Source organism: Gemmatimonadaceae bacterium, from assembly GCA_016720905.1.
In the GTDB taxonomy this organism is placed as follows: domain Bacteria; phylum Gemmatimonadota; class Gemmatimonadetes; order Gemmatimonadales; family Gemmatimonadaceae; genus Gemmatimonas.
The window spans coordinates 500,678-513,759 of sequence record JADKJT010000001.1; the positions used below are offsets into that span (position 1 = coordinate 500,678).

8 protein-coding genes are annotated in these 13,082 nt (G+C 63.4%); 4 read left to right on the plus strand and 4 right to left on the minus strand.

From position 1 onward, the window contains the following. Positions 1–150: 150 nt before the first annotated feature. The gene (locus IPP90_02110) at positions 151–1,665 is read left to right on the plus strand and encodes an AAA family ATPase (protein ID MBL0169509.1); all 1,515 of its coding nucleotides are present in this window, start codon (positions 151–153) and stop codon (positions 1,663–1,665) included. Between the two features lie 1,307 nt (positions 1,666–2,972). On the opposite strand, the gene IPP90_02115 is transcribed toward IPP90_02110, so the two are convergent. Further along, positions 2,973–4,367 carry a hypothetical protein gene (locus tag IPP90_02115; GenBank protein MBL0169510.1) on the minus strand — a complete coding sequence of 465 codons (1,395 nt, stop codon included), beginning with the start codon at positions 4,365–4,367 and terminating at the stop codon, positions 2,973–2,975. Between the two features lie 93 nt (positions 4,368–4,460). Here IPP90_02115 and IPP90_02120 point away from each other — a divergent pair, with 93 nt between their 5' ends. Next, entirely contained in the window at positions 4,461–4,640 is a 180-nt protein-coding gene (locus IPP90_02120) for a hypothetical protein (protein ID MBL0169511.1), read from the plus strand. Between the two features lie 274 nt (positions 4,641–4,914). Here IPP90_02120 and IPP90_02125 read toward each other — a convergent pair whose 3' ends face one another. Beyond that, entirely contained in the window at positions 4,915–5,070 is a 156-nt protein-coding gene (locus IPP90_02125; protein MBL0169512.1) for a hypothetical protein, read from the minus strand. Positions 5,071–5,222: 152 nt separating this feature from the next. Here IPP90_02125 and IPP90_02130 point away from each other — a divergent pair, with 152 nt between their 5' ends. Further along, complete coding sequence (locus tag IPP90_02130; GenBank protein ID MBL0169513.1) at positions 5,223–5,933, plus strand: DUF72 domain-containing protein; 711 nt, start codon at positions 5,223–5,225, stop codon at positions 5,931–5,933. Here the strand turns inward: IPP90_02130 and IPP90_02135 are convergent. Both IPP90_02135 and IPP90_02140 read right to left on the minus strand, forming a co-directional pair. After that, positions 5,917–6,597 (minus strand): dienelactone hydrolase family protein, encoded by a 681-nt coding sequence (locus IPP90_02135; protein ID MBL0169514.1) that lies wholly within the window; start codon positions 6,595–6,597, stop codon positions 5,917–5,919. The two genes, IPP90_02130 and IPP90_02135, sit on opposite strands and share 17 nt — an antisense overlap. Continuing rightward, positions 6,594–9,521, minus strand: a complete 2,928-nt coding sequence (locus IPP90_02140; GenBank protein MBL0169515.1) for a UvrD-helicase domain-containing protein — start codon at positions 9,519–9,521, stop codon at positions 6,594–6,596. Before IPP90_02140 ends, IPP90_02135 begins: the two co-directional genes overlap by 4 nt. A gap of 279 nt (positions 9,522–9,800) precedes the next feature. On the opposite strand from IPP90_02140, the gene IPP90_02145 reads away from it, so the two are divergent. Then, complete coding sequence (locus tag IPP90_02145) at positions 9,801–12,944, plus strand: AAA family ATPase (protein MBL0169516.1); 3,144 nt, start codon at positions 9,801–9,803, stop codon at positions 12,942–12,944. Positions 12,945–13,082: the final 138 nt, after the last annotated feature.

The window sequence follows — 13,082 nt, forward strand, 5'->3', positions numbered from 1 at the left end:
TTTAGGTAATCTATTCGATTTTAACGGTCGCCGTACGCCTACACCGAATACCAACGGACGACGCGCGCTTACTTGCTAAGTATACTTCTTATATAGTATAGTTTATAACAACTATCATCTGCTAATTTCTCAACCGATCCGAGAGCGCCGATGCCCCCCTCCCGCCGCAGCAAGCCGGCCAAGCCACCGCTCTTCGTCGACCGTGAGCTCGAGCGGGCGCAACTCCGGGAGCTACTCACTCTCCCAGGACCCAATCTCGCTCTCGTGTACGGCCGGCGGCGGGTCGGAAAGACCTATCTGCTCACGCACACGTGGCCCGAAGCGCAGACCTTCTATTTCGTGGCAGCCGAGGGCACGGGCACGCTCAATCGCCGCGAACTCGTGCAGGCCGTTGCTCGGCACTTCCAACTGGCGCTCGACCCGGCCGACTATCCGACGTGGCGCACTGTCTTTCGCCTGCTGTACGAACTGCGGACGCCCGAACCGCTGGTCATCATCCTGGATGAGTTCCAATACCTCATGGGAACTCGCGACGGGGTGCCGTCCCATCTGAACGCGGTGCACGACGTCCACCGCGACGAACGACCTTTTGTCCTCGTGCTCTGCGGCTCGGCCGTGCGAACGATGGAGCATCTGAACGCCGGTGATGCGCCACTCTACGGACGCTTTGCTCGAACCATTCGCCTGGTGCCGTTCGACTACTTCGATGCGGCAGCACTTGTGCCTGTAGCCACCCATCGAGAGCGGGCGATGGCCTATGGTATTGTCGGGGGCACACCGCGCTACCTGCGCGCCCTGCGTCCGGAGCGCACCCTGAGTGAGAACATCGCGGCAGAAGTGCTCGCTCCGGGCGGACAGGTGCGGATCCAGATTGAAACATTGATCGACCAGGAGCGCGGCCTCCGAAAAACCGAGGAGTACAAGTCAATTCTGCGCGCCATCGGTGCCGGCAAGACACTCGCCCAGGAGATCGCCGACCACGTTGACGTTCAGAATGACGCGGCATTCAAGCGCATGCTCAACATGCTGCACGAGTTGGGGTATGTCCGCGCCGAACGCAACTTCGCGGCTCGCAACACGCATCCATTCCGATACCGGCTCGCCGACCCTGCGCTGCAGTTTCACGCCGCGCTGGTCGCGCTATTCCGCTCGGAACTGGCCACCTACGATCCCGGCGAAGTGTGGGCGCGCGAGATCGCGCCGGCGCGTCTCGACACGTACATGGGCGGCGTATTCGAGCGCATAGCGCGCGAAGGATATCAACGGCACCGCCAGCGCCTCGGCTTGCCAATGGTCGACACATGGGGACGGTGGGAAGGCACCATCACCCCACAGCGCGGAAAGGGCGAGCCTCGGTCGTACGAGATGGATGTCGTGGCCTCGCTTACTGACGGCCGCATCATGACCGGCGCTATCAAATGGGGTGAGATGGGACTCGACGTGCACGCGAAGCATCTGCGCGAGCTTGCCGTGCTCGCCGACGCCGGGCAGCGCTGGGCCGTTGACGCGCTTCGTGATTCTACGCCATTGCTGTACGTCACGGGCGGGACGTTGGCGCCGGACTTTAAGGCGCGCGCTGAGCAGGACGGGCACTCGATCATCACGTTGACGCTTGATGACTTGTATCATGGGGTGCAGTCGGTCGTGGTGCCGCTGACGAATTGAGGCGATGGCGTGATCTCCATACTCGGCGTCACTGCGCCCGCTGAATATTCTTTCCACCGTCATCTACCGGCCGGCCGCCACTTCGCCCCTACAGTTGCGCCGCCAACCCCTGCAGCACCAAATGGAAACTCGGCGCCGCCTCAAACACCGCGCGCACGGGATCGCGACCAAGCCGCTCCATGCGCTCGACCGCGTTCCGAATTGTAAACGCCTTCGGATCCAGCGAGTCGTCAACCTCGTCCCACCGCAGCGGCATGGATACTGTCGCCCCGGGCAACGGTCGCACACTGAATGGCGCCACAATGGTTTGTCCGTGGCGGTTCTGCAGGTAATCGAAGTACACCTTGGCCCCACGCTTGGTCACATGACGCGTGATGGTGGCAATCGCGTCCAGCTCGCGCAGCACCACCCGCGCCAGCAACTCGCCCAGCGTGCGTGACTGCGCGTAAGTGCTGAGTGCCGGCAACGGCAGCAGTATGTGCAGGCCCGTCTTGCCGGTGGTCTTCACGAAATTCGGCAAGCCGATGGACTCGCACAGGGCGTGCAACGCGCGCGCCGTACGGATCACGTCGCTGAACGGCGCGTCCTTGGGGTCGAGATCGATCACGCACCAGTCGGGCTGCTCCAGCGACTGTACCCTGCTGGCCCACATGTGAATGGGAATCGACCCCATGTTGGCCACGTACAGCAGCGACTCCACGTCATCGCACACGAAGTAGCGAATGTCACGCTGCGTGTCCTCGCTCCAGATGGGCACGGTGCGCATCCAGGTGGGCGCAAAATCCGGCGCATCTTTCTGATAGAACGACTTCCCGTCAATGCCGTCAGGGAAACGCGTGAGCACCACCGGGCGGTCGCGCAAATAGGGCAGCATCCAGGGCGCAATGGCGCGGTAGTACTCGATCATGTCGCCCTTGGTGTAGCGCTCTTCGGGCCAGTAGATCTTTCTGGGATTGGAAATCACGAACGTCCGTTCCGTTTGCGGTACCGGCGGCGCCATAACGGATGTTTCCGCTGGCGCCTCGTTGTCCGCTTCGACGGGCGACTCAGTCGGTGCCGACCACTGCTGTCGCTCGCAATCCCGCGCCTGCTTGTCGTCTCGCAAACGCAGATAGGTGGGATGCCGCAACACGCCGTCCGGTGTCCACTCGCGAAAGCGCACTTCGCACACCAACTGCGGCTCAACCCATGTGGTTGATGCGGTATCGAGAATGGTGGCACTCCCGCGCGCCGCCACGCCGGGCGACACCACCACACCGTCGCAGGCCGGCTCACGCCGTGCAATCGGGTCCAACATGGCCTTGAGCTCACCAAGCTGCGCATCGGAGAACCCCGTCCCCACGCGACCCGCGTACACCAACGACCCGTTCACCATGTCGGCCAACTGCAACGCGCCAATGTGCGCCCGACCGCCCTTGGGCGCCGTGTACCCCACAATCACAAAATCCCCGGTGCGATCGGTCTTGAACTTGAGCCAGGCATCGCTCCGACCGCCGCGATAGCGCGCGTCGGCGCGTTTGCCGATGATGCCCTCCAGCCCCATGGCCGCCACCTGCGTGAGGAACCGCTCCCCTTCCCGCTCGATATGATCGAGTGTGCGCACTGGTCCCAACTTCGGCAAAACTCCAGCAGCAATGCCTTTCTCTCGGTGAGCGGCAGCCCGCGCAAATCGAAGTCGTCATACGCCAGCAGGTCAAACACAAAGAACGTGGCCGGCAGCTCCACCGCCGCATGACGAATCTCGATGGGCGCCGACAGACGACCACGTCGCTGCAGCAGCGAAAAATTCGGCTTTGGCCCTGCGCATCGAGCACCACCACTTCGCCATCCACAATGCAGTCGGCAAAGGGCAGCGCTTTCACGGCGCGCGCAATTTCCGGAAATACCGATGTGTAGTCGTTGCCATTGCGCGTCAGCAGCAGCGCCTCGCCGCGCGTCTTGGCCGCGATCAGCCGATAGCCGTCCAGCTTGAGTTCAAACAACCACCCGTCGCGGGTGAATGGCGTGTCCGACGGTTCGGCCAGCATCGGCTCAACCGCTCTCGGATCGACCCGCACACGCGACGCGCCACTCCGTTCAACGGCGGCATGCAGCGCATCGTTGCGGGTGAGACCCTGCTTCACCTCCTCGACGGTGAGCCCCGACAGCACCGACTCTTCGGCAAACTGATCACCGGGTTTGCGCACCCACTCGTCGCGCTCCTTCAACAACAACCAATCCTTCTCGCTCGATTTGATTTTCACCAGCGCCCATTTCCCGTGCAGCTTGTAGCCGCGCAACTCGAACAGCAGCTTGCCCTTCACCAGCCCTTCGCGCCAATCCTCCAGCGGCACCCACTCGCCGCGATCCCACACAATGATGCCGCCGGCGCCGTAGTTGCCGGCCGGGATCACGCCCTCGAACTCGCCGTACTCGATGGGGTGGTCTTCCACCTTCACGGCCAGCCGCTTGTCGTCCATATCGTACGAGGGCCCGCGCGGCACCGCCCATGAGCGCAGCACCCCGTCCATTTCAATGCGCAGGTCGAAGTGCAACTGTCGGGCCGCATGCTTGTGCACCACGAACAGTCGACCCTGCACGTCGGACACCCGTCCCACCGGCTCGGGCGACGTGTCCGACGAACGCTTGGCCCGATAGGCCGCCAGGCTGTCGGTGGGTGGTGACGAATCGGGTGGTTGTGGGGACTCGGTTCCGTCGGCCATTGTTTATAGGAGCTGTTCCCGCACACACCCTGCCCCGAGCACGCCCGCCATGGCCGCCCGATCCATCGCCAACGCCACGATTTCTTTTGACTCGTGTCCGTTCCCGTCAATCTGTATTCCTCTGCGGAATCGAAGGTCAGCATCTCGTTCAACATGCTGCACAAGAAGTGCGGGTCGCGCCTCAAGCAGCAATACATCTGTCTCAAGGATCAGGAGATCGTTGCCCGCGACGAGACCGTCAAGGCTACGAGTTCAGCAAAGACCAGTACGTGATATTGACACCGGAGGAGCTCAAGGCGCTCGATGAGAAGGCGACGGGAGCCATCGATATCATCGAGTTTGTGCCACTGGCCAAAGTCGAACGCGTGTATCTCGAGAAAGTCTACTATCTCGGACCGGACAAGGGAGGTGACCGCGCTTATCGCCTGCTGGCCGCGGCGCTCGAGGAAACGGGACTCGCGGCACTCGGGCAGTACGCCGCACGGGGGTCGCAGTACCTCGTGCTGTTGCGTCCGGCCAACGGGGTGATTGTGATGGAGCAACTGCACTATGCCGACGAAATTCGGCCCACCACCGAAGTGACCGTGCCCGCCGGCGACATCAAACCGATGGAACTGGCCATGGCCAAGCAGCTGATTGCCCAGACCGCCAGCGAAACGTTTGAGCCGGAGAAGTACAAGGACACCGTGCGCGAACGCGTCATGGAGGCTATCCAGCGCAAGGTGGATGGACAGACATCACCGCCGATGCCAAGGCTGATGGCGGCGGCAAGATTCTCGACCTCATGGAAGCACTCAAGGCCAGTCTGGCCGCTCCGGCGTCGTCCGACGATGCGAAGGGCGAACGGAAAGCGTCGTGAAACTGCGCGCGGGCACCAGCGGGTACGCGTTCAAGGAGTGGAAGGGATCATTCTATCCGGACGATCTCAAGGACGACGCCATGCTCACCTACTACGCGTCCAAATTTTCCACGGTGGAGATCAACAACTCTTTCTACCGGCTGCCCAAGGAACATGTGTTGCAGGAATGGGCGGCCCAGGTGCCCGACGCCTTCACGTTCGCCATCAAGGCCAGCCAGCGCATCACGCATCACGCGCGACTGAAGCCGGAGTGCGCGGGCGCGGTGGAGTTTCTGCTCAAGAACACCGCGGTGCTGGCTGATCGTCTGGGTCCGATCCTGTTTCAGCTACCGCCAAATCTGAAGAAGGATTTCGATCGCCTGCGGGTGTTCATCGACACGCTGCCCGCCGATCGACGCTACACCATCGAGTTTCGTCATGACAGCTGGTTCGACGACGAGGTGTTTGAGGTACTGCGGGCGCGTGACATTCCCTTGTGCATCACGGAACAGCCGGACTTTGCTTCGCCGGTTATTGCCACGGCCACGTGGGGGTATGTGCGTTTGCATCGCTTCGACTATGACGCGGCGGCGCTGGCCACGTGGGCGCAGCGCCTGGCGTCACAGCCGTGGAGCGACGCCTTCGTGTACTTCAAGCATGACGAAGGCGAAGGCTCGGGCCCGCCGGCCGTTGACGGCTTTCTCGCCGCGTTTACGGCCGCGAGTTAGTCAGTGCCGCAAGCCACTCCGTTGCGACCGTGCCAATCTCCGTCATCACCATCGCATCCGTTCGCCCCGATGACTTGAGCACGTGAAAGCTGTGATCCGCGCCCTCCACCCAGTGCATCTGCCACGGCGCGATCACAGAAGTAAGCGCCCGTGTCATCAGCTCGGGCGTACACAGCGTATCCCGCGTGCCGTTCACGCACAGCACGGGCATACAAATGCGCGACAAATGCGCGTCCCGCAGCTTCTCGGGCTGACCGGCCGGATGCAACGGATACGCCAGCAGTAGCAGTCCGTCCGCAGCGAATCCGTCGGCGGCCAGCATCGACGTCGCGCGTCCGCCCATGGAACGGCCACCGATGACCAGCAGGCCGGGCGAGAGCTGTTGCCGAGTGAACGCCACGGTGGCGGCCACCGTCTCCATAAGCAGGGGCATCGCATCCGGGCGGCCCGACTGTCTTTCCTTGTAGGGAAAGTTGAATCGCACCACGCCGAATCCGGCGTTACGCATGGCCTGCGCCGAGGCCAGCATGCCGCGATCGGACATACTCCCTCCGGCGCCGTGCGCACACACAAACACGGCCCGTTGCAACGCACCCGTCGCCGGTTCGTACACGGCGCTCACCTCACCATCGCCAACCGGAATACGCCACTCACTATCTGTCATATCTGGGCCTCAACCGGGAGTTGCATCTCGTCAAGAAACTGATGACCGCCGGTCGATTTTCCCGACCGCGTTTCCACTGTCGTGAGCACCAATCGATCGATGGTGCGCGTCATCCCCACATACAACAATCGACGTCCCTCCTCCACCTCCTGCGCCGTCGGCCCCTTCGTGGCCGATCCCCCGGGCAGCTGCGTGTCCTCGGCACCAACGATGTACACCCGTGAGAACTCCAACCCCTTGGTGGAGTGCAGCGTGAGCAGATTCACCCGGTCGGGGTCCGGCTCTTCCCCTTCCCATCGGGACAGCACGGCGCGCTCCAGAAACAGCGATAGCTGTTCGGCAAACGTGCCCTCGGGCAGTTCGGCAATCAGTCGACGCAAACGCATCATGGCCTGCGGATACCGGTCATCCGCCGATTTCTCGGCCCGAATCCGGTCCATCAATGACTGACCGCCCAGTTGGGCAATGACGTCGTCCACCGAGGGCCAGTTCGCCGTGTCGCCCCGCTCATGCTGATACCAGTCCAGCGCTCCGCTGTAGCGGCCCAGTGCGAACACGCGTGTCAGCTTGAGGAACAGCGCGCCTTCGTCACCCAATTCCCCTTGGATTGCCAACTGATGAACGGCCAGTGCCACACCAAGCGCGCCCAGCTGTTCAGTGAGCGCCGTCTTCCGCGTGCGCTCCATTTGCGTACGCGCCAACGCCATCGTAACACGCGCCAGCGTGAGGGTATCGTCCAATGCGCGATGCGAACGGCCAGGCGGAATATCAAAACGGCGCGCCAAGTCCACCAGCTTGCGACTGGTGGGAAACAGGTCGCGGGCCAGCGGCAGTGTGTCGAACGTAGTGAGATCAAACCGATTCCCACACTCGTCGGCCATGCGATTCAAAATGGGAAAGTCGAAGTCATAGCCGTTGTGCGCGACCACGATGTCCGACCCGACGAATTTCCGGAACGCGGGCCAGACCTCTTCGAAATACGGCTCGGTGGCCAGCGACTCGGCGTCGATGCCATGGGTGGCGGTCGCCCCCTGGGCAATCGGCACGCGCGGCTTCACCAGCTGGGAATACTTTTCCACGATCTCGCCATCGCGCACCCGGACCGCCGCAATCTCGACAATCTCCGCGGTGCGCGTGTCGCGATCGGTCGTTTCCAGATCCACGGCCGTGAAATCGGTGAACCCGATAATCGTGGCGCTCATTTCCAGCAGTTGCGCGGCCTTGAAGACACCCAGCGGCAGGTCAACCGAGGTGATGTCGCTGCGGTGCAATTGAGACGCCAATGACTCCGGCGGTTCTCCACCATGTTCGGCCTGCACGCCAAGCGCGACCAGCATCGCCGAGAGCGGAATCTCCACGCCTCCCATGGGTGCAATCCAGAATGGTGCACGGGTGGCGCGCGCCTGTCGCAGACGGTCCGCGAGTGCCACCACGTCGGGGTGAGTGGCCGGATCGGTGATCTCGTCGTGATGATCGTCCAGCACCGAGCGCGTGACGCCCACCTTCCGTGACAGCAGGTCGTGCACCAAACCCGTGAGCGACTGCTGCTGCTGACCGATGGCCTCGAGGTTGCGCGCATCGGCCAGCGCGCGGCGAATCTGGCGCGCGTTCTCGTCGGCCCGCTGCAACTGCGCCACCATGCGACCCAGTTGCCGGGACAGCGTGATGGTCTGCTCTTCCGACTTCGCCAGCGCCTCGTCGTACAGGGGGCGCGGCAACACCTGACGAAAGAACGCGTTGCGATACAGCTCGTCGCGTGGCGACGCGATCACGCGGGCGGCCGCCAGCACATAGCTCACCACCGGATCGTCGGCCAGCGCTCGTCCGACGGCCAGTCGGCACGGCACGCCGCGATTCAAGCAGGCCGCCTCCAGCAGGTTGCCAATGGCGTGCGTGCGATACAACAGCGCCACATCGCCCCACGCATGGCCGTGCGCGTCGCGATCCCGCACAATGTCGTCGATCACCCACGCCGCTTCCTGCTCGTCGTTTTCAAACCCCAACGCACGAACCGGAAACGTCGACACCCGGTCGGCCGTGGCCAGCACACGATCGTCGAAAATTGGCGTGTTCACCATCACCAACTTGCGCGCCACGGCGAACACATCGCGCGGACAGCGCCGGTTCTCCTCGAGGTTGATCTTGGCGGCCACGCCAAAGTCGTTGACGAACGTCTTGAACACCTGCGGATCGGCGCCAGCCCATGAATAGATGGATTGATCGTCATCGCCCACCGCAAACACGTGGCGATGATCCTGCGCCAGGGCCCGCACCACACGGTATTGCACGGGGTTGAGGTCCTGAAACTCGTCTACCAGCACCACGTCCCAGCGCGCCCGAATGGCTGCCGCTGCCTCCGACGTCTCCAGCAGCTCGGCGGTCTTGATCACCAACAGGTCAAAGTCCACGAGGTTCCGCTCGCGGAGAAAGCGCTCATAGCGTTCGAACAGGGTGCGATCGTTCGAGAACAACGAGTCGCCGCGAAACCGGTGAGCGGAAAAGCGCGTCAGTGTGCTGCGATGCCAGGGGCGTGGCCCCTCCAGCCGCCGCAACACGCTCAACTGGTACGCTTCGTCGGCAATGCCGAAACCCGGTTCAAGCCCCACGTGCGAGCCCCACGTGCGCAGCAGGTCGGCACAAAAGGCGTGGAGCGTACTGCGCGTGATGCGCTCGGCCGCCTCACCCAGGCGGGCGCTCAGCCGGTGCGCGATTTCCCCCGCGGCCTTGTTCGTGAACGTGAACGCGCACACGCGTTCCGGCGCATATCCGCATTGCTCGATCAAATAGCGGATGCGCTCCGTCAGGCAGAACGTCTTGCCGGCGCCCGGACCGGCCAGCACGAGCAGTGCTCGCGGCTCGGCTTCGATTGCGCGCCGCTGAGAGTCCGACGGTGTGGGGCTGGGTGATTCGGCAGGTGGAGCCACCGGTACAGAATATCGTCCCGCACGGCGCTCAGCGACCAGCAACCGCGATCATTCACTCAAGCCACACATTCTTTCGCATCACAGGCCCACGCCGGACACGTTCGGTCGGGTGCGTCTCTGTGCCGTCAAAACCGCCGCACAGAGCGCGACACAATGGTGGGAAAGGGTGCTGAAAGGTGAGTGATCGTCCTCGCCTAAGTGTCCGCTGCGCAATAGATTGACACGCAGGAGACGAAGGTCATTGATGTTGCTGCATTCTGATGATGCTTTCAATCTGACATGCCCCATTCGCCGGCCGGTCGTCCCGCCTTCCTGCTCCGCACCCTCGGCGCTGCGGAGCTGTGCGAGGTTGATGAACACGGTCATGTGCGGCCGCGATTACTGGGTCCTGGTAAACCACTGGCCCTGCTGGCCTACTGCTGCTGTTCGCGCGATCGGGAACACTCGCGCGATTTCCTGGCGTCGTTGCTGTGGGACGACACAGAGCCCGCGCGCTCCCGGCAGAGCCTTCGTCAGGCCCTGTGGCGATTGCGGCGAATTGTAGGAGACTACCTGCGCACCCGTGACGATGCGGTGCTTGGCGTGGATGGCCGGGTGGCCAGCGACCGCGATCGGTTTCTCGACGCCGTGCATGCGGGTGATGCTGCGACGGCGGTGGCCACGTATGGTGGACCGTTTCTGGCCGGCCTGAATGCGCCAGGTGGAGACGAGTTTGAAGACTGGGCGGCGCTTGAACGGCGACATCTGGAAGAATCGCTGTTGCGCGTGGCCGAACCGCTGGCCAAACAGTTGGCGCACAGCGGACGACCGGCCCAGGTGCGCGAACTGGTTGAGCGGCTGATGGTACTGGCACCTGACAGTCTGGACGCGCACCGGATTGCCGTCGAGATGCTGCTGGAGACAGACGATCGGGTCGGCGCCCGGCGTGCCGCGGACGCACTGGAATCGGTCGCGCACAGTCTTGGTGGTCGCGCGCCATCGTCGATGGAAGCACTTGTGGCGCGCGCACGGAACACAGAAGCGTCGCCGTCAGGCGAACGCACCACGGCGTTGGTGCTCGATCTGGTGGGTCGCGAAAACGCGTTCAGTGCCGCGCTGGGCGCATGGGGCCGCGCCCGCGCCAACGACACGCAGGTGGTGGTGCTCTCCGGCGTGCCCGGTATCGGGAAGAGTCGACTGCTGATGGCCATCGCCCAGCGATGCCGTTCCAAGCGCACCTTGAGTGCGATGGTACGCGCCAACCCGGGTGAACGGGAGGTGCCCTTCGGATTCGCGGCGGCCATTGTGCGCGCGCTGGCACCGTTGCCGGGGGCGGCCGGCGTGAGTGGCGAGAGCGCCCGTGAACTGGTGGCCCTCGATCCGGGTCTGGGATCACGTTTCGCCACCACCCCGTCCCTCGAAGACGGTGGCGAGGCCGTCCGCCGACGGGCCTTTGCCGTACTCGACCTGTTATCGGCCATCGTGGAGCAGGAACCGCTCGCACTATTCCTCGATGATCTGCACTGGGCCGATGTCGCGTCGCGACAGTTGCTGTCCATCGTGCTGGGACGCGCCACCGATCTGTCGCTGCTGGTTGTCGCCACCACGCGCGGATCGGCGGCGGCCATGTTCGATCAACGCCTCGTAACCTCGCTGGCGCTCCTGCCTCTGGCCGACGATGAACTGGTTGACGCCGTTCGCAGCTCGGGGTCGTGGCCGGACACGATTGCCTCCACGCACTTCATGGAGATGCTCACCAGCGTCTGTGACGGAATTCCGTTGGGGGTCATGGAGCGGCTGGCGCTGGTCCGCGAGCGCGGATTGCTGGAGCTGGTGAACGGCGAATGGCGGTCGCCCGATTGGGCCGCGGCAACGGCCGCCGTCGCGCTCGCTTCGCCACTCGATCACCAGCTCAACGCCTGCACCGACATCGAACGCGCCGTGCTGCTTTCGCTTGCCGTGGCCGGCACACCGCTTTCCGAAGCAGTCGTTGCGCGCACCGTCCGCACGTTGACACCGGACCGCCGCGTGACCCCCACACAACGTCCGCGGGCGATGGATGCATCGCCGACCGAGTCGGCACTGGCCACGCTGGAGGTGAAGGGACTGGTGGTGCGTACCGCCGAGTCGTGGATGCCCAGTCACGACGTCATCACCGAGCGCATGCTGTCGTTGACATCGGCCGACGAACGGCATGCCTGTCACGTCGCCTTGGCGCAGGCGTTGAGCGAGACCGCCGATATTGACGGGTCGGCTCGCGCGGTGCGCCACTTCCTGCTGGGTGGCGACGACCAGCGCGCCGGTGCGCAGTTGGGTCGTGTGATACGGCGTGCGCGGGCCATGGGTGACCGTCGACGCGCGCGCGACATGCTGACGGAGTTGATTGGTGAGCGCCTGCCCGATGCGCGCATCAACGTGGTGGTGCGCGGCGTGCCGTTGTGGGACCGCGTGACGACCGTCAAAGTGCGACTTATCGTCGCGACCGCCGTGGTCGTGACCGCGCTCAGTCTGGTAACCGCCTGGTATTTCGCCAGACAGCCCGCGCTGATAGCCACGCAAAGTCCGACAACATCGGCGGGCGTACCCGTGCTCGGCCCGTTGGTGCTGCGCACGATTCCGTCAATCGTGATTTCCACCGGAGGCCACTCGGCAACATCAACGGTCATCCACGTTCACTCGCTCAGCCCGCGCACCACAATCATCGCCGGGGATTCCGTCCGCTCGGTGCAAGGCGTCGCGTCGTTCACGGCATTGCGCTACCGACGCAGCGATTCCGTCGCAGTGTTTCGGTTTGAGGCCCCTGGCTTTCGATCGGTAGAGGTTTCCCTGCGACAGTGGGAGTATGTGCAGCCGGGTCGCGAGCCCTTGTCATCAACCTTGCGATTGGTCGGTGGTCTCGCGCAAGGCCAACAGCTTGATGTCAACACCCGATCGATCCGCGTTGCTCCGAATGAACTCATCCAGGGATTCGCGCAGGCGGAATACTCGAGTCTCTGGGCCGCGGCCTCGGTGTGGTTGTCCATGACACCCACGTGGGGTGATCCGAAGCGCGAGGGTCGCGAACTGTTCCCGGTCTCAACGCCTGCGCAACACGAAATTGTTGATATCCCCATTGCCATCAAAGCACCGTCCATCCCCGGTCAATATTGGTTGCTCTACCTGCTGGATGCTGAACCGTCGGGAATGTTTGGACTGTCGCGTACCAACTGGACCGTCGAGCAGCCGCTGTGGGATGATGGGAATGATTTCGCGTCGACCCCCGATTCAGTCATTCGCCAGGCCAACATCGCAGGGACCGCCTTTACTACCGTTGCGTATCCTTCGACGTGGGCCCGATCTTCGGTGGCGGACTGCACGTATCCTGTGAATCGCGACCCGTCGAAGGCCATCAAGCTATGTCGTCGAAGCACAGCGATGTTCGGCATCGAAGTCATCGTGAAGTAGTTTCCCCGACAGGAGCGGGCGCAGACTATCGCGAAATTGCTGTAATCGACCGTGGGCATGATTACGTCACCGACGCTGGCGAATCGGCGTTTCTGTCGCGAGCTTACAACGCCTTCATTCCCCGGCGCTGTTCGCGCG

Bases quoted from the DNA above. Each gene is read 5' to 3' on its own strand.
- IPP90_02110 (MBL0169509.1), top strand. From the start codon at position 151: ATGCCCCCCTCCCGCCGCAGCAAGCCGGCCAAGCCACCGCTCTTCGTC.
- IPP90_02115 (MBL0169510.1), bottom strand. From the start codon at position 4,367: ATGGCCGACGGAACCGAGTCCCCACAACCACCCGATTCGTCACCACCC.
- IPP90_02125 (MBL0169512.1), bottom strand. From the start codon at position 5,070: ATGACGCGTTCGCGCACGGTGTCCTTGTACTTCTCCGGCTCAAACGTT.
- IPP90_02135 (MBL0169514.1), bottom strand. From the start codon at position 6,597: ATGACAGATAGTGAGTGGCGTATTCCGGTTGGCGATGGTGAGGTGAGC.
- IPP90_02145 (MBL0169516.1), top strand. From the start codon at position 9,801: ATGCCCCATTCGCCGGCCGGTCGTCCCGCCTTCCTGCTCCGCACCCTC.